This window comes from Cryobacterium sp. TMS1-13-1 (assembly GCF_004403125.1).
GTDB classification, from domain to species: Bacteria; Actinomycetota; Actinomycetes; order Actinomycetales; family Microbacteriaceae; genus Cryobacterium; species Cryobacterium levicorallinum.
Window position 1 is genome coordinate 46,952 of sequence record NZ_SOGX01000010.1, and the last position, 16,612, is coordinate 63,563.

The 16,612-nt window shown below is 61.9% G+C and carries 20 protein-coding genes; 7 read left to right on the forward strand and 13 right to left on the reverse strand.

Annotated features, from left to right (window positions below; genetic code table 11):
* Positions 1-370: 370 nt before the first annotated feature.
* Complete coding sequence (locus E3T31_RS09510; protein WP_134468533.1) at positions 371-835, reverse strand: MarR family winged helix-turn-helix transcriptional regulator; 465 nt, start codon at positions 833-835, stop codon at positions 371-373.
* Positions 832-1,614, reverse strand: a complete 783-nt coding sequence (locus E3T31_RS09515; protein WP_134468534.1) for an alpha/beta fold hydrolase — start codon at positions 1,612-1,614, stop codon at positions 832-834. The genes E3T31_RS09510 and E3T31_RS09515 overlap by 4 nt, the downstream gene beginning before the upstream one ends.
* 1,278 nt (positions 1,615-2,892) lie before the next feature.
* On the opposite strand from E3T31_RS09515, the gene E3T31_RS09520 reads away from it, so the two are divergent.
* On the forward strand, positions 2,893-3,615 hold the full coding sequence (locus tag E3T31_RS09520) for a hypothetical protein (RefSeq protein ID WP_134468535.1): 723 nt from the start codon (positions 2,893-2,895) through the stop codon (positions 3,613-3,615).
* Positions 3,616-3,828: 213 nt separating this feature from the next.
* Here E3T31_RS09520 and E3T31_RS18695 read toward each other — a convergent pair whose 3' ends face one another.
* Complete coding sequence (locus E3T31_RS18695) at positions 3,829-4,119, reverse strand: class I SAM-dependent methyltransferase (protein WP_370304429.1); 291 nt, start codon at positions 4,117-4,119, stop codon at positions 3,829-3,831.
* Positions 4,120-4,532: 413 nt separating this feature from the next.
* On the opposite strand from E3T31_RS18695, the gene E3T31_RS17780 reads away from it, so the two are divergent.
* Together E3T31_RS17780 and fdxA are read left to right on the forward strand one after the other, a co-directional pair.
* Entirely contained in the window at positions 4,533-4,670 is a 138-nt protein-coding gene (locus E3T31_RS17780; RefSeq protein WP_166788456.1) for a hypothetical protein, read from the forward strand.
* A 111-nt stretch (positions 4,671-4,781) separates the two neighbouring features.
* On the forward strand, positions 4,782-5,105 hold the full coding sequence (gene fdxA, locus E3T31_RS09530) for a ferredoxin (protein ID WP_134468536.1): 324 nt from the start codon (positions 4,782-4,784) through the stop codon (positions 5,103-5,105).
* Between the two features lie 62 nt (positions 5,106-5,167).
* Here the strand turns inward: fdxA and E3T31_RS09535 are convergent, their stop codons facing one another.
* The 10 genes from E3T31_RS09535 to E3T31_RS09580 all read right to left on the reverse strand — a co-directional run bounded on the left by E3T31_RS09535 (position 5,168) and on the right by E3T31_RS09580 (position 14,511).
* A complete protein-coding gene (locus E3T31_RS09535; protein ID WP_134468537.1) occupies positions 5,168-5,500 on the reverse strand; it encodes a cupin domain-containing protein in 333 nt (110 codons plus the stop codon).
* A 118-nt stretch (positions 5,501-5,618) separates the two neighbouring features.
* Positions 5,619-6,992 carry a glutamine synthetase gene (locus tag E3T31_RS09540; protein WP_134468538.1) on the reverse strand — a complete coding sequence of 458 codons (1,374 nt, stop codon included), beginning with the start codon at positions 6,990-6,992 and terminating at the stop codon, positions 5,619-5,621.
* Between the two features lie 191 nt (positions 6,993-7,183).
* Complete coding sequence (locus E3T31_RS09545) at positions 7,184-7,486, reverse strand: hypothetical protein (protein ID WP_134468539.1); 303 nt, start codon at positions 7,484-7,486, stop codon at positions 7,184-7,186.
* A 546-nt stretch (positions 7,487-8,032) separates the two neighbouring features.
* On the reverse strand, positions 8,033-8,566 hold the full coding sequence (locus tag E3T31_RS09550; RefSeq protein WP_134468540.1) for an RNA polymerase sigma factor: 534 nt from the start codon (positions 8,564-8,566) through the stop codon (positions 8,033-8,035).
* A complete protein-coding gene (locus E3T31_RS09555) occupies positions 8,563-8,796 on the reverse strand; it encodes a hypothetical protein (protein WP_134468541.1) in 234 nt (77 codons plus the stop codon). Before E3T31_RS09555 ends, E3T31_RS09550 begins: the two co-directional genes overlap by 4 nt.
* A gap of 189 nt (positions 8,797-8,985) precedes the next feature.
* Positions 8,986-9,789, reverse strand: a complete 804-nt coding sequence (locus tag E3T31_RS09560; RefSeq protein ID WP_134468542.1) for an alpha/beta fold hydrolase — start codon at positions 9,787-9,789, stop codon at positions 8,986-8,988.
* A gap of 193 nt (positions 9,790-9,982) precedes the next feature.
* A complete protein-coding gene (locus E3T31_RS09565; protein ID WP_206750313.1) occupies positions 9,983-12,448 on the reverse strand; it encodes a transglycosylase domain-containing protein in 2,466 nt (821 codons plus the stop codon).
* Positions 12,449-12,652: 204 nt separating this feature from the next.
* Positions 12,653-13,177 (reverse strand): MarR family winged helix-turn-helix transcriptional regulator, encoded by a 525-nt coding sequence (locus E3T31_RS09570; RefSeq protein ID WP_092342381.1) that lies wholly within the window; start codon positions 13,175-13,177, stop codon positions 12,653-12,655.
* A 400-nt stretch (positions 13,178-13,577) separates the two neighbouring features.
* Entirely contained in the window at positions 13,578-14,144 is a 567-nt protein-coding gene (locus tag E3T31_RS09575; RefSeq protein ID WP_241977808.1) for a hypothetical protein, read from the reverse strand.
* Between the two features lie 7 nt (positions 14,145-14,151).
* Positions 14,152-14,511: a single-stranded DNA-binding protein gene (locus E3T31_RS09580; protein ID WP_134468544.1), complete on the reverse strand. Its 360-nt coding sequence runs from the start codon at positions 14,509-14,511 to the stop codon at positions 14,152-14,154.
* Between the two features lie 16 nt (positions 14,512-14,527).
* Between E3T31_RS09580 and E3T31_RS09585 the strand changes: the two genes are divergently transcribed.
* The 4 genes from E3T31_RS09585 to E3T31_RS09595 all read left to right on the forward strand — a co-directional run bounded on the left by E3T31_RS09585 (position 14,528) and on the right by E3T31_RS09595 (position 16,422).
* On the forward strand, positions 14,528-15,592 hold the full coding sequence (locus E3T31_RS09585; protein ID WP_370304434.1) for a relaxase domain-containing protein: 1,065 nt from the start codon (positions 14,528-14,530) through the stop codon (positions 15,590-15,592).
* Between the two features lie 101 nt (positions 15,593-15,693).
* Positions 15,694-15,894 carry a hypothetical protein gene (locus E3T31_RS18700; RefSeq protein WP_370304436.1) on the forward strand — a complete coding sequence of 67 codons (201 nt, stop codon included), beginning with the start codon at positions 15,694-15,696 and terminating at the stop codon, positions 15,892-15,894.
* Positions 15,816-16,079 (forward strand): hypothetical protein, encoded by a 264-nt coding sequence (locus E3T31_RS09590; RefSeq protein ID WP_370304438.1) that lies wholly within the window; start codon positions 15,816-15,818, stop codon positions 16,077-16,079. Before E3T31_RS18700 ends, E3T31_RS09590 begins: the two co-directional genes overlap by 79 nt.
* A 76-nt stretch (positions 16,080-16,155) precedes the next feature.
* Entirely contained in the window at positions 16,156-16,422 is a 267-nt protein-coding gene (locus tag E3T31_RS09595) for a hypothetical protein (RefSeq protein ID WP_134468546.1), read from the forward strand.
* Positions 16,423-16,612: the final 190 nt, after the last annotated feature.

Below are 16,612 nucleotides of genomic sequence, written 5' to 3' on the forward strand. Positions count from 1 at the left end.
TGACGCGTGTGACCGACAAGGTCGAGCGGGAGGACGAGGCGGCCGAAACCCCACGCCAAGAATTGCGGCGGACAACACACAGCTACGGTCATCCGCAATAGCCCCGCGTGGGTTCGCATTTGGGAAAGGTATTTGGGACCGAAGAGGTGGCCTCGATCGCGGTCAATGGTGTCTCCTCGCGTCCCATTCCACGTTCGACGAATTCATCCCTTCGTTGCGACGACCGCTGGAATTCGCCGAACCTTGATCAACGCAGATTGGGGACCAGGCTCAGAGTCAGGGGCAGCTCGCTCAATGTTTCATAAGGCAACCCCCTACGGGACGCTCAAACTCTCGATGACGACGGCATTCGTCAGGTCGATGGTGCATTTCAGTGCTGGACGGGAGTCGCCGACCGTTTTACGACGGCGATGCCGGCGGGGCGTCCGGATACGAATTTGTGCAGTGTGGCGTTGACGCTCGCAATTTCCGCAGTGGTCAGCAACTGCTCGATGAAGCCGTGGAGTGTCGCTTCGACCTCTCGAATGCTGATTTCCTTCTCCCGACCGGCGTCGGTCAGGGAGAGGATCACCCGCCTCCGGTCCTCGACTGCCGACATCCGCTCGAGCAGGGTCGCCGCTACCAGGCCATCGACCAAGCGGCTGGGGCTCCCGGTTTCACAGACCAGCAGCACGCCGAGGTCGACAAGGGAGAGCGGCCCGTGATCGGCCAGCACGCGAATCACCTCAGCCTGGGACGGTGACACTCCAAGGGGTCGAAGGAGATCGAGCAGGATACGGTTACCTTCACGCTGGGCGGCAAGGACGAGAAATCGGAGCTCTTCGGCGGAATTCACGACGCGACACTGTGAGCCGACGCGTCGACCGGCTGCAGGCTATCCAGGAAAGCGCGGATCGTGTTCGAGTACAGGGTTGGGTGCGTGAAACGGAACATGTGACCAGTTTTCGGCAACACGATTTCTGACGACTGACGGATGCCATCCAACAGCTGGCGCGCAGCGTCCGCGCCGACCAATCGGTCATCGGCCGGCGTGAGCACGAGCGTTGGCACCCGAACCAGAGCCAGGTCGTTGAGCAGATTGAAGTGAGTGACGGACGTCACTCGTGCGGTGTAACTCGATCGTGGAGTGTTCTGCACAAACAGGTGTCGGTAGTCGGTTTGCGTCTGCGGCACTTCTGCTGCCGCGTCGAAGTGGGAAGCGAGCTGGGAGGCGTGAAACCGCAGCGTACCGTGCCGATACAAGGCTCCGTTAGCAAACCGAGACAGCTTCGCCGCGACGCCCTTCCACCTCGGAAGAGGATTCGCTGCGAAACCTCCGGATAGAACAAGTCCCACGAGGCCTTTGGGCTGGCGAATGGCAAGAGCGAGGCTGATGACGGCGCCGAAGGAATCGCCCACCAGAACGTAGGAGTCGAGGTCGTGAACCTGTTCGGCTAAAAAGTTGGCGTAAGCGTCGACATCCGTCAGGGCCTCGGGCAGTCGCATGGTGCGAGTGGGAAGACCATCGAGTCCGGTGAGGACCTCGAGGTCCCACGGTGCGCCTGAAAAGCACGGCACGCACACGACTGTCGGCAGTAATGCCACGAACTTCGATGACACGTTATTGAATAACATGTCATCAATGTAGCGTACGGAGAAGGATTCGAAAGTCGATGCCCGCCTCGAGTCTCAACTCGTGGCTCTGAGCTGCGCCGAATAACCAACCCTCTACGGGAATTTGGCGCAGCCAGTGAGCTGATAACCCAGCGGTCCCCACCCAGCACTACGCCGCTACCACCGAAACACTGTGGCTAGGATCTGCGCTTCCTGTGCGGTCTCTTTTTCTTCGTGATCGGTCCCTCCTCGGAGGAGGTGGCCGCTGACGCGTTGGTCTTCGAACTCGGCAATACTACGGTTGGATACGCCGAGGAGGAGGCCCCGCCCCCGGAAGTCGATTTAACGACATCGGCCAGAATTATGGCCACCGTAATGACCACTCCACCTATCGAGCGCAGCACGGTAAAAGTACGTCTGAATGGCGCGCGGCTCCGGCTTTCTGTTCCCATTTTGAAGTCCCCCTTACGATTTAGCCTATCGAGTCCATAAGAGCTCACCACGAGTCACGACCACTTCGATTAGACGATGGCCGCAACTTGAGTAAAACCGCAGGTCGCGAGGGCAAGCGCTAGCGTCGGCGCGCCTTACGTGCACCCGCAAGCCAACCATCAGTGGACGGGGTGCTAGCTGAGCGCAAACCCCGAACCGCTGAGCGTCCATAAGGGCGCGGCAACGGCAACTAAGAGAAGCACGATCAGAAGGGTCCGCAAGGCTTTGTCGCGGCGACCGATTCGAGTTGTCGCACCGACCCCCATGAGTGCCACGAATAGGACAACGAGACTGGTGCTGCCGACAATTGCGGCACCAAGGCGCGCTCCGGGAGCGCAACTTGGCGGCGCGGGGTAAATCGCGGGGCAAATGATGGGAAGCGCTTCAACTATCCAGACAAGAATAATTGAAGAGGCAGCGATAACAGCAGCCGGTACTATCCACCGCCATAACGGTCCCGCTTCAGCTTGAATATCTGGTTTGATCGTCTCCTAACTCAGGCTAGCGGTGGCTTGCCCTGCTCATCCGTTGGTGAACTTTGGATCACCCTGTCCGCAAGGCGAACCCCCACCGGAGGGCTTCTCTCAGCGAGGCCAAACGGCGTCACTAGTGTCCTGCGCCGTAGATCCATAAGTCCAATGGTGGATCAGGAATAGGGCGAACTGGAGGCACGACGGCCGTGCATCCCTCACGCGACTTCGTCATTCAATTTATGGCGCAGTTCACTAGGTCTGCTGCGGCTATATCGTTCGACCAATTGGAACTCGCTGGACAGTTTTAAGAGGGCAATTTCGCTAGGGTCATCCCATGGGGATGGTGTCGAGTGATGCGTGGTGGAACAACAGTGGAGCGCCTACGCCCGAAGAGTGGACGGCCCTCTTTGCCGGCGGGACTCTGGTCGTCGCCAGCATCGCGGCGATATTCGCTTTAGTGCAACTTCGAGCGTTCTTCAATGCCCAATGGGACCAGGCCAGGCCCTATCTCGTTGTGGATTTTGTCTTTCGCTCAAGCCTCATGCAGGTGGAGATTCGAAACATCTCACGCACCGCCGCCGCAGAGGTTAACCTCCGCGTTGCCCCGAATTTCATGTCGACGAACGCTGAAGACGCCGCGACTCTAAACTTCATCTTCTCTCCATCCTGGCAGCTCGAACTCCTAGCTCCAGGTAGAAGGATTTTGCATACCCTTGATACGGCCTTCTTGTATGTCGACCATCCTGAATTCCCACAGGAGTATGTGGTCCACGCGACGTATCGGGATGCGAACGCGCGATATCGCTGGCGCTGGCGCAGAGGACGGCCAAGAAGAACAACGGTCAAATACGACGAGACGTTTCGACTGAGCTTCACTCAGTGGAGTAGGTCTTCATTAGAACTCGATCATGACGGCAAGAACTCCGCGAGCCTCAGCCGAATCGACAAATCTCTGGACAGAATCGGAGGTGCTGCGATGTTCAAAAACACCATTCGTCCCCCCAGCACGCCCGCACCGACCAATGAGAGTGTCCAAGACTGGCTAGGCAGGCAGTGACGTCGACGGGCTTTGCGGTATTTGAATCTTTCATCGCGATAGACCGATCAAACCAATGGGTGTCCGAACGCGAACCGAGCGCTCAGAGGGGCGCGTCGTAGACCAACGAGTACCGCCAGAAAAGCCAGCGACGGATTCGTGCGCCGGGTAGGAAGCGTGCAGCTTCAGCAGAAATCTCTGCGAGCGATTCGCTTGCGGGTGCGGTAGGAGCAGTCATGCCCTCCGGAACGACACGTGCGCGTCGTGGACTTCTTGAAGCCGTAGATGGTGCAGCACGGCGACGAGCGTGATGGTTCCGTATCTATCGCTTGGGTCTCGTTGTTCGAAGGGCTCCGGTCGGATCGTGACGGCCCCATTGACTGCGAATCGTTCGGTCGTGATTTTCGCTGTTGCTTTGTGGGGTTCCAAGCCCGTGATCGTGGTTGCCCACGGCACCAGGCGAGCCACAAGGTTCCCGGTTCCGCACCCAACGTCAAGAGTGTGTTGAGCTTCGCCTGACCTCACCTGACGGACAACCCACGGGCCATAGAAGTCGTTATGACTCCAGGGTGATTGGCGTTCAGGCGATTAAGTCAAGCATGGACTCTCACCGTCTCAGCGTACCGAGCGAGCCAGTCCAGTAATGGCGTCCGCAAGCCGGACGTCGAGCGCGCCAAGACTGGGGCTAAACTACCCGGCGTCCGAGTTCGCCGACGCTGTGTCGCAGAGGAACCTTCTGCGGGACTCTTCACGGTGCCGATAGCGGATTGTTTGGGCAATCTGGACGGGGCTAAAGTACTCGTCCTGAAAGTGCCTGCAACGCGAGGACCTAGGGCAAGGCTGCGCCGAACGCGACGAGCGCCAACCCCTTGTCGTAGCCGTTGGTCATGCCACTGAAACTGCGGCCCTCATAACTGGCTGCCGGCACCGAGATCACCGTGCACAATGAGACTCGCAAGGAGGACTACCCCGCCCGGCAGAACTTCTCACAGCGGCAGATCGACATGCTGCTCGCGGGCGGACTCATTGCCTGGCTGAACGAGAGGAGCGCGAACCCGGCTCGCGATCGAGACTGAACCGTGCCGTTTGCAGGCCCGTCCCCAGCGGGCCCGACAGCGTGATCTGGATTTGATGACCCGGTTGTCGTAGGCTCAAAGTCATCTCTTCGTGAAGGGAGCCCCGCCACTGTGACGTACGTTATAGCTCTTCCCTGCGTCGATGTGAAAGATCGGGCCTGCATCGAAGAATGCCCGGTCGACTGTATTTATGAGGGCGAACGGATGCTGTACATCCACCCCGATGAGTGCATCGACTGCGGTGCCTGTGAACCGGTATGTCCAGTCGAGGCGATCTACTACGAGGATGACGTGCCGGAGCAATGGGCCGATTACTATAAGGCTAACGTCGAATTCTTCGACGGCATCGGCTCCCCGGGCGGGGCCGCCAAGGTGGGCACATTTGCCAAGGATCACCCCTTGATTGCTGTACTACCGCCGCAGGCTGCCGCCTGAGGCACCCCATTCTCGATCGTGCGCCCCCCGAACTCCTATGGGTCATCGATTTGGGGAACTCATCACCGAGTCTTTGCCACCGTGAACAGTACCGCCGCGTCTTCTACTGCTTCGAGTGCGTGTCGACCCTCCGGCACGATCAGCAGATCGCCCGGTGAGCCACTCCAGGAGTTCTCACCCGAGATGAGGACGACGCGTCCGTGCAGCACGAAAAAGGTCGCGTCACCGGGATTCTTATGCTCATCCAGTTTGGCGCCCGCACGCAAGGCGATCACAGTCTGGCGGAGCGTGCGTTCGCTGCCTCCGTATACGGTCTTCGCACTTCGGCCGCTGCTGACCTGCCGGGCATGATCCAACTCGTGACGCACAAGCGCAGTCAACGACGACTTCATCATGAGGCACCTCTCTTCGCGCGGCACTGCGCTTGCTGATGTAATCCCCAGCATACTGTCGCCTCCAGACCATGTGGCGAGCGCGGCTACAGAAGCCGAACCCTCCGCCCCCCCTCTGTGATTAGATCGACCAGGCGAACCGGAACTTCTCTGGCAGTTGGTCGGCGTCGGCCGCCCCGTAGTGATCGAGTTCCCAGCGTCGAACTGCAAGCACGGCCTGGATGATCTGAGGTCCGAGAATGTGGGCAGCGAGTTCGGAGGCGGCGAGTGCGTCGAGCGTTGCTCCCAGAGCGGAGGGAAGCAGCACCGTCGCCGAGGCGAGTTGCTGCTCTTCGGTCTGGTCGGCCGGATTCGTGGTGACCTCCGCTGGAAGCGCCGTCGATGACCGGATGCCCTCGAGCGCGGCGCCGAGGATGACCGCGGTCGTCAGGTAGGGGTTCGACGACGGATCGACAATCTTGACTTCGACGTTGGCGCCTTGCGGATTGCCGCGGGTGGCTTCGAGGAAACGAACCGCCGCCCCGCGATTCTCCCGACCCCAGCAGGCATATGCGCCCGAAAAGAGTCGGGGCCGCAACCGCGCCCCCGAGAGGATCGATCCGCCGAGAACGCCCTGGATGCCGGGGAGTGCGGCGATCACCCCGGCGATGGAAGACGCTCCATCGGTGGTCATGCCGTGGGGTCCGTCGCCGCCGGAGAAGAGAGGTTCCCCATTGCGGCTGAACGAGTAATGGACGTGCGCCGCATTCCCGCCGCCCCCGCTGATAGGGAAGGGCGAGAAAGATGCCCGCAGGTTGTGTTTGCGCGCCAGCCTCCCAGTGATCAGGCGGGCGAGCACTACCCCGTCGGCCGCCTGAAGTGGTGTGGCCGGTGGCAGCGAGAACTCGACCGTGGAGGCAAAGAACTTGGCGTGTAGTTGCTCGAGCGGGATACCGGCGGCGGCGGTGGCGGAGAGCAATTCGGTGATGAAGGCCTCGTGGTCGAGTACCGGACCGAGACCGTACGGTGTCCAGCCCGCGCGTGGGAGCGGGGTTCCGTCCGCGGCGGTGATGGTGAACTCGATCTCGTGCCCCACGAGCGCCTCAAGCCCGGCTTCCTCGATGTCGTGTTGGATGCGGCGAAGCCGCCCCCGCGGATCGATGGCGAGTGGTGCGCCGTTCTGGTCGAAGATCTCCGTTGGAGCCCAAGCGAGACCTCCATCGAGGATTCGGAGAGCGTCGAGATCGAGTCTCAGTCTCATATCGCCGACGACGCCGAGGTCGGGTGTGAATGCAATGCCGCCGTCGATGCAGAAGATGTTCCACACCGGCGGGGCGCCGAGACCGGATGAAGCGAACGTCGCCAGTCGATCAACCGGGATGGTCTTGGCCAGGTAGATGCCGGCTGGGTTCGCCAGCGTTCCTACGATGATGCCGACGCCGGCTTCGGAGAGCCGTTCGGCCACCTCGCCAATCCGGCTGTCGCTGAACTCGGGGAGAATAGACTCTGTCGCCATACCGACATGCTGGCAGGACTGAGCGTTGTTACGAAATTCACATTGACACTCGGCCGCGGGTCCCAACGGGTGAGTGAGTGCTGGTCGGGAACTGGCGCACCGAGGGAATGGCTGGCCGACGCCGTGGGCCCTGGCATTGGGGTCATGAACCAGCTCAGGAGCCGCCGTTGAGGCTGCGCCGACGCTGGGCCTCAGCCGACGAGCCGGCGTAGCTCGCGCACGGCCGCAGCCACCTCGTCGAGCGGAGCGCGCGACTGCACCAGCCGCTCGACAACCGCGGCCTGCTCCGATCCGGGCCGGCGGTAGCTGCCCAACGCGCCGACGAGCTTGTGGGCGGCGGACTCGGACTCGTCGGCCAGCACATCGCCCGAGCGGTCTCCACCTCCGGCCTCGACGTACCGCTCGAGTGCCGCGACGCGCTGGTCGGCGAGACACCCGTACCGCTCCCACATCTCGGCGAGGAAACCGTCGACCGCGTCGGTCACGGTCCCCATCCCAGCGACTCGGACACCAGACGCGGCAGCCCCATCGGGTCGAGGGGCTTCGCCAGCACGCCACGCACGCCCTCGGCCAGCCACCGCTCTCGCTCGGTGGCATCGGCCCGTTCCGCGGCCTGCGCTGCGCCAGCACGACGTGAACGTGGAGCCCTGCCCGAGGATGCTGTCGACGTCGATGCGGCCGCCGTGCGCATGCACGATGCTTTGGCAGATGGCGAGCCCGAGGCCAAACCATCACCAAGTGTCAGCTGACGGACGTCGAGCGACACAGTTTTTTGGGACAAAGCACCCGGTGGCTGAGTGCGCCGACGCTGTGTCACACGGGAACCTCCAGCTGGACAGGGCCGAGGCTGGTTCGCTCCGTACTGCGTAGTCAGGACTTACCCGACGAATCGTACGATGCATCTCACCATGTCGCGATGACGATGGAGATGGTGGTCGGTAGGTCGATGTCATCCGGGCGAATTGAGCCGTCCCCAGCAGTGTTAGTCGGGTTTGGTGACGTGGGTCGGCTCGGCAGCGGGGGCTGGTCCCGCGGGGATGTCATGGTGTCGCGCTGAGTGTTTCGCGGAGTCGGGCGCGTGCCCGCGAGTAGCGTGCTCGCGCGGAATCCGGTCGGATGCCGAGGATTTGGCTGGCGTCGGCGACCGAGAATCCTTCCCACGCAACTAGCAAAACCAGCTCGCGGTCGTGATCGGTCAGGCTGCCGAGTGCTGTTCGAAGCTCGATGTCGACTTCAGGACCGAGGATGACCTCCTCACGAACGACGACGCGTAGCCGGTCGGCCAAGGCCGTGTGGCGGCGGCGACCACGTCGTGTCGTGTGGAGAATCTTGCGTGCCACGCCGAATGCGTATCGTCGAGTATCTTCGGTGCTGGCCGGCACCGCGCGCTCCTTTCGCCACAGAACGAGCAACGTCTCAGCTACCGCGTCGGCGGCATCCTCACGATCATCTAACCGGTTCAAGAAATAGCCGAGGAGGTCCGGGATCAGTTCCCGCATGACGTCCTGAAGGGGCACGGCCAGCGCGACCTGGTCCACCAATACGAGTCCATCGATTCCCTCAACGGTGCTCACAGTGACTCAAAGATGTATTTGGTGAAGAGCTCCGCGATGAGGGCATCACGGTCGATTCCGTCCCATGCCGGGTTGCCGTCATATTGTGCTGCGGCCTGCGCGACCTCAGCGTCGCCGTCGGCCATTTCATCCACGAATCCGGCCATCAACTTAGTGATACCGCCGCCGTCCGTGGCTACCAGTGCCGGCCAGGTCGGAGTGTCCTCCAACACGACAATGGCGGCCGTCATCCGCGCTTCATCGCCCGCATCGTGGGCGGCGATAAACTTCCCATCTCGAAGGGGAACCCCCAGCGGGACAGTTCAGGTTGCCCGTTGGCGGACGGCTCACAGGCAAGGCATCGTGTCAGCGGCTGCTCGTATGGGCTGGCCGCACGGATCTGCCTGTCCGGGCCGATAGGACGCTGGGATGGTCGCCCGTTACCCCAAACGCGATGGTGGGTGGGCACGACAGAATTCGCGCACGGCGTTGTTCAACGGTTCGGGCCGCTCGAGACTGCTCATGTGGCCTGCGTCCTCGATCGTGACAAGTGTCGTGTCCGGGATCGCCTCCTCGAACTGGCGGGCGACGCTGAGCGGCGAGCGAGCATCAAATTGTCCCCAGATCAGCAGCGCCGGGACTGATATGTGAGGCAGCAGGTCGCTCAAGTCGGTCTCGGCCATGATGTCAAGTTGGTACCTGAGGGTGGCGGGGCGGACGTCGGCTGCGATGGCGGCGAGCAGAGGCACAAACTTCACAGGCGGATCGCCAGCGAAGAGTCCGGGAAGCGTGGGGTCGAAGTCCTCCTGCGGCGAGGCGAGCATCTGGCGGGCGTGTGCGACCCGCGCGCGTATCTCGTCTGCGGGCAGCGATCCCTTCCAGCCGGCGTAGGTGTCGATCATGATCAGGGTCGCGACGAGCCCAGGATGGCGGCGGTAGAGCTCAAGCGCCACAGTGCCACCCCAGGACAGGCCTGCGACGTGCGCGGGCCCGAGCTCAAGCGTTTCGATCAGCCTTGCGAGCCCGTCCGCAAAGCCTGCTAAACCGAAGCCCTTCGGAAGGTCGGAGGACCGGCCAGCCCCTGGCTCGTCCCACGCCACGACAGTGAATTCGTCGGCCAGGCCGGCAAGCTGCGGTTGCCAGATGCGACTGTCCTCAGCCGCGCCATGGACGAAGACTAAGGGGGGCCCCTCACCGACCCGCTCGTAGGCGATCTGGACGCCATCTGCCTCGACAAACTCCACGTTTGAACCATACTCGGGCCCAGACAGGGTGTCACGTGGGGAACCTTCTACGGGACAACGCCATGAGAGAACTGCCTGAATTGTCCGGCTCCCCGCATGATCACGAAAGGCACTGCGGTCGCGGCTGACATGTGTCTGTGCAGGAGCATCTCACCTTCGCCGGCCGGCTTCAAGCCAAATCAGTGCAACCAGGCTATTGGCGGCCGATCACAATGCTGATTGAGTCGCCGGCTGGCAAAGTGTCTCCGGCAGGTGGAGACATTGAAATGACGGTGCCAACAAGAGTTTGGTCGGAAACGGTCTGGTTCTGTGTTTGGACGTCGTAGTCGACAAGCGCCTGCTGCGCCTCTTCTTCGGTCATGCCGACAACGTCTGGAAATGTGGGCTGCACCCCAGTACTGGAGTACACAATGACCGTTGAGCCCAGTTGCGCCCGTGTACCGGCTGCCGGATCGGAACGTATCGGTGTTCCTTCGGGTTGATTGGCGGCTGTCTCTCCACCGCCGGCGTAGGTGAATCCTGCGGATTCCAGAGTCGTTTGTGCCTCTGCCATTGATAAGCCCCATACGTCAGGGACGGCGGCGCGAAGCGTGCGCAGGGCACTGGGGGAGGCGTCAACAAAGTCGTCTCCACCATATTTGGCATTGGCTACGGACATGACGTCAGGCCACATCCGATGGCGGGCCGTAGCGGCGTATCCGCTGTCAAAGTACATGGAGCGTTGGTCGAGGGAGCCCGTGACGCTCACGACACCGGCCACGGTTGCCACCTCGGTGCTGGCGCCACTCATCCAGGTATCGGCCGCGCCACCCGTGGTGCCGGTTTTTCCGATCATCGGAACACGGGGACTGGTCCGGTAGTACGACGAGCGGGCGGTGCCCTCACTCATCACGCGCTGCATCGCGTAGGCCATGGCCCCCGCGATGGCGGGTTCAACCGAGGCGCTGCACTCGGACTGGGGAACGGGCAGTTCGGTGTCATCGGCGGCCACGATTCGATCGATGACGACGGGTGTGCAGGTCACACCGTCGTTGGCGATGCCTGCGAAGGCGACGGCCATGGTGAGGGGCGCGACTTCGTTGGTGCCGAGCACGGAACTAGCACCCTGGCGAAGCGGATCACCGTCAGCTCGGTGCACGTCAAAAGCCTCCGCAGTCTTGCGGATACCACACAAGTCCAGCTCTTTGGCCATGCCCAGGAACCCCGTGTTGTAGGAATTTATGGTCGATTCGAGCGCGCTGTAATTGGAACCAGTTTGTCTCAATGAGTCGTTGCGGGGATTCCACCCTGGGTAACGCTGCGGACCCCGGCAACTGTCTTGAAATGCGCCCCAGTGAGACGTGCGCGCAGAGTCGACGCGCTCGTTGAGAGAATGCCCTTCGTTCAACCATTCGGCCAGCGTGAAGACCTTGTAGGTGGAACCGGGTTGGAAACCGCTCGAGCCCCCAGCCGCACGGTCGGTGTTGTAGTTGATCGCGGTGTAGTTGGCCCCGGAATTCAGCACGGCCGGATCCTGGCTGTAGTCCTTGTTCTGGGTCATCGCGAGCACCCGGCCGGTGCCGACCTGAACGCTGGAAATGACGGCACCCACGTCTCCCGCGTCGGAGATCTTGGGAATGTTTTCGTTCATGGTGGTCACGGCCGCACCCTGCAGGTCCAGGTCGAGCGTGGTGTAGACGTCGTACCCACCACGGCGAAAATTGAGCATCCGTGTTTCTTCGTCCTCACCAAAAGTGGGGTCCGTCTGCAGTGCGTGTACGACGTAGTCGCAGAAGTAGGCATTGGCACCGGACGTCGCGCAGCCGGTACTGGGCGCCGTGATGACCGGGGTGATCACCGTGGCGACCGCTCCCTCGTACTGGGCCGCAGAGATCTTCTTCTCGGCGAGCATCTCCCCCAGAATATAATCGCGGCGCATCTTGTTGGCGGCATAGCCGTTGGCTGCACCGTTGGTGACATTGTCCGGCATATCGAGCTGGAACTTTCGCGGGTTGTTCACGATCGCCACTAGGCTTGCGGCCTGCGGCAGGGTCACCGTCGACGCTGTCGTGTTGAAGTAATGATTGGCCGCTGCCTCAATGCCGTAGACCGTTCCGCCGAAGCCCGTGATGTTAAGGTACTGGCGAAGAATGTCTACCTTGTCGTACTCCTTCTCCACGGCGATCGCAAAGCGCATCTCCCTGAGTTTGCGCTCGACGGTGATCTCCGTGGCCGCCGTGTAGCAGAGGTCGCTCTGCTCTTGTTCGGCAATGACCTCGCACTTTTGTACAAGAACGTTTTTCACATACTGCTGGGTGATCGATGATCCTCCCTGCAGCGAATCATTAACCATGGTGCTCACAACCGCGCGCAGCGTGCCCTGAATATCGATACCGTTGTGCTCAAAGAAGCGAGGATCTTCACCGGAGACCGCGGCATCCTTCACAAATTGACTGATGGCATCCGATTCGACCTCGACCCGGTTCTGGTCGTAGAACGACGCAAGCAGCACACGGGTGCCATCGCTCTGGGTGGCATATATATTGCTCTTCTGCGAGAGCTGCTCGATTCCCAGATACCCCGGCAGGCTATCAAAGACCGTGATGGTGTTCGCCGCACTCAGGCCGGCCAACGCGACCACCGGCGTCATCCCCGCCGTCACAAGGATCCCGACGACCACACTCGTCCCGACAAGCCCCATAAATGCGCCGAGAGCCTTGCCTCGCGTTCTCGTGGGGACACTGACATTAGTACCTGAAATTATCGCTACCTCATAGATCGACTAGTACGCAAAAACGGGACGAGTGCGCCTCGTGCTTGCACGCCCTACACGGGGTCTCGGTCTCACCCGTGGTGGTTGAACTCCTGGAGGAGCCTCTACGGGCTAGATGCCAAGGATCAACAAATCTTCCGTCGAGGTCTCCCCAGCGGCCCCGGCAAAGAGTTCAAATGCAGAAACAATTGCGGCCTTTTCGTCGGGTGACAATACGGACAGGATTTCGGCAATATTGTCTCGGCGCTGCTCGAGGGCATGAGTGACAAGGTTTTGTCCCGCTGGAGTGAGTTCAATGAGTACCTCCCGTCGACTGGTTGGTCGGGTTGTCCGCCTCACCCAACCGGCTTCGACAATGCGATCGATTGCCCGGCTCAACGTGGAGGGGAGGACGCCGATGGCTTCGCCCAAGACGCCCATCCGCAGAGGCCCCGAGTTGTCCAACACCACGAGAACACGAAACTGGGGCAGAGTCACGATTTCCAGGACGCCTGCGACGGATCGAGCCACCACACCCATCAACGCACGAGAAGCTGTCAACGCGGCGTCCGCCGCGCGAGCATCAGAATCATTGACAGGAATTACGTGAGTCCTCATCTCTTGCAATAGTTGCAAACACGCAACGATTGCAAGCATACACTTTTGGTGAGTTTGCTCCAAGATGAAGCTCAATGCCAAAAGGTAATCACCTCAACGAAGTGGCTTCGTCGACTCCGGCTCTCGGAAACCTATCTACAGTTCGCACCGGAACTCGATAGGGGGAAACGTCACGCTGCGGGGCACGGTATGCGCCCTGGGTCCTATTCGTCTAAGGACCTGCCAAGGAGCCAGAGCGACTGCCGCCGCCGCCGGATAAACGAGGTCCCGCAAAGGGGACGCTGAGCGGGCACGTCCGCGTGGATACTGGGTTCTGCGGGTTACTAGCCCGAGGATGTCGCGTTTACCCCGCCCTTTGAACATTCTCGCTAGGGAGCTTCAACTGCGACAGCGAAGCAACTCCTTTTGCGGCCTTCGCAAAAGCCAAGGCTTGGCGATATCAACTAGATTCAGCGCGAGAGTAGAACGATGCCTCGACATCGCGGCGACGCGCGACATCGTCGACGACGCACTGCATGAAGTCCTCGTCGCGATCGTCAATGACAACGTCCTCCACGGCGTCGGCGGGCGCTTCGCCTGGCCATGACGTCTGCCGAGTCGAACGATCCCGATCCAGCCGCGTCCCCGAGATCGCGACCCATTCGCGAAGTCGCTGGCGGGCATCTGCGAAGTCACGGTGCCAGCCGAGCGGGGCGGATCCGTGCTGGTCGGGGTCGTAGGCGCCGAGCCAGTGGAGGTGCAGCGCGGAGAGTTCCCAGACGAGTTTGGGGTGTCGATGCCAGAACGGCGGCACAACGGATGCCGGCAGGCCGTAGGTGCGTCGCAGCCAGTTTACCCAGCGGTTGAGTTCGATCCTTTCGGCCTCGGCGTCGTCGGCGCTGAGGAGGTTCCAGTTGATCGGATGCGGCGGCTCCGCAGTGAGCGGTCCGTCGAGATCTTCCAACGAGCTTGCTCCGAACGCGTCGTCGTGTTCACCGGATGCCCACTCGACCAAGGACTCTGCCATCGCTGCTTCACCACCCCGAGCTGGCGTGAGCAGCTTCCGTCTCGCTGACGATTGCCGTCTGCGTTGCCGCAGCGTCCTGTTCGCTGCCCGGAGCCGAGCGATTGCTTCTCGTGACCTGATAGTTAGGGCGCGCGAGATCATGGCCGATCTTCTTGGCAACGAACTCTTCGCGTTGAATGACTTCGCCGTCGCGCTCGACCTGGAAGGTGCGCACATACCCTTCTGCGACAAAGCTGTCACCTTTGGCGAGTCGGTTAAGAGCCCGTTCGGCGGTGGCGCGGTAGGCGACGAGGTCGTGGAACGTCGGCTCGAGCGCGGTGAAGCTGCCGCTGTATTCGTGACGGAAGTGCGGCTGGCCGACGCGCACGTACAAAGTGCAGACCGTGCTCGACGGCAAGTGGCGCTCGCTCGATGGGCGGCCGATGCACGAGGCCGTGGTGGCGTTCTCCGAACTGCACGAATCCTTGTTCGCCGACGAGCTCACGCGAACGCTCGGTGTGCAGTGGCAGACGCGGGAGCGAGGGCGCGATCGCCACCCGGCGTGGGCTCTGACGGGCGTGCCTGAGGCGCTCGTCGCGGAATTCTCGACCCGGGCTCGGCACATCGATGTCGAGACCGACCGGCTGATCGAGGAGTATGTGACCAGTCATGGGCGGCGTCCGACGCTGGTGACGATCATGAAGCTGCGCGCGCAGGCCACGCTCGCCACCCGGCCCGCGAAGCAGGTGCACTCGCTGGCGGACCTCACGGCGGCGTGGCGCGAACGCGCTGCCCGCGTTCTCGGGCACGACGTTTCGACGTTGGCGGGTCTTACGTCGTCACCGGTGATACTTCGCGAAGAGGACCTGCCGCACGAGGCTGTGGATGCGCTCGGCTTGAGCGTGATGACGGCCGTCAGCGAGAAGCGCGCCACCTGGCGGCACTGGAATCTCACGGCGGAGGCCGCGCGCCAAACGATGCCGTACCGGTTCGCGTCGGCCTCCGATCGGGAAGCCGTCGTCGGCCTCATAGTGGATGCTGCCGAGCGCGCGTCCCTGCGCCTCACGCCACCAGAGCTGGCGGTGAGCCCTCTGGAGTTTCAGAGGGAGGACGGGACGTCGGTGTTCCGACCGAGGCATTCCATCGTGTTTACCTCGAGTGAGTTGCTCGCGGCAGAGGCTCGGCTGCTTGAGCGTGCTGCTCTTTTGACTGCACCACGGGTGGCGCTCGGTTCGGCCGCCGCCACGTGGCACCAAAACGGATGCGCCGTCGCGGCCTACCGAGACAGGTACGCCATCATCGGCGCGAAGCCGCTCGGCGTGGTACCGGAATCGACGGCCCAGAAGCTCGACGCATCGCGGGCACACGCCGCGCTCGCTGAGGCCCAGCGACTGGCTGATGGTCACGCCTTCGATGCACGCGGACTAACTGTCATCGCAGGTCTTCCACCTGCAGGCATCCGGATCTAAAATATTTCTTGGCAACCTCTATAACGCGCCGTCGCCCGTTGCGATGGCATGACTTTGAGTCCCTTCAGGTTCTTGTTGCCGAACATCTGAGAGGTCGCGCCATGTTCGAATTCATCCTGGCCGCCACGGCCCGCAGCTATTTCTTCTCGCGCCGGTTCATGCCGACCACCATCGTGATCGACGCCATCAACGCACAGCGCGGGCTGAAATGGGGGTGCCAGCGATGCTGCTTGCCGTTCCGTATGCGATCGCTGCTGCCTATTGCCGAGCCCAGATTGAAGCCGGTGGTGCGGGCTGGCTGAACCTGCTCGTGTTGCTTTTTCTGTGGAACACACTCAAGTTTGTTTTGATCGGGCCCATCAGCCTGCTGAAGTTGATCGCGGTGCGCGTTCGTGAAGCCCTGGCGCGGCGTCGCTTGACGCGGGCGCTGCTCGCTGACGGCGACAAGCGCTTCGGTGAGCCAATGCTCCTGTCGAGACGCAGCTGACGCCACGTCACAGCCGGCGTACCTCCTGGTAGCGGCATGATTGGCTCACACAAGTCCGCGCACAGGAGGCTTCACTATGACGATCCCGCAGGAGCATTTCGACGACCTGATCAGCCGCACCGCGCTCGCTGCGCTGTTCTACTATCCGGGGAACGCGGTCGATGATGACAGCCCCAACCTGCAGAACGACATCGCGTACTGCCTGGAGCCCGTCGTCGGGATTGCTGACGAGGACGCCGAACGGCTTCGGGTCGCGATCGGGCGTGTGATCACGAATCCGACGGCACATCGCTCGGAACTCCTTGCCCTGGTCATTGAGCTGGCTCCGCCGCCTGCTGAATAGTCATGAACGGTCCATCTGAGGAAGGTGACGCGGCGCGGAAGGCGCTGGCGGAGCATCCGTCTCTTGATGAAGCGGCGGAGAAGCGGCGCCAGTATGTGGCGGCAAACCGCGACCGGATCCGAGAGCTGAATCGTCTCTGGCGGGCGAACCATCTCGACCGGGCCCGGGAGCTCAATCGGGATTCGATGCG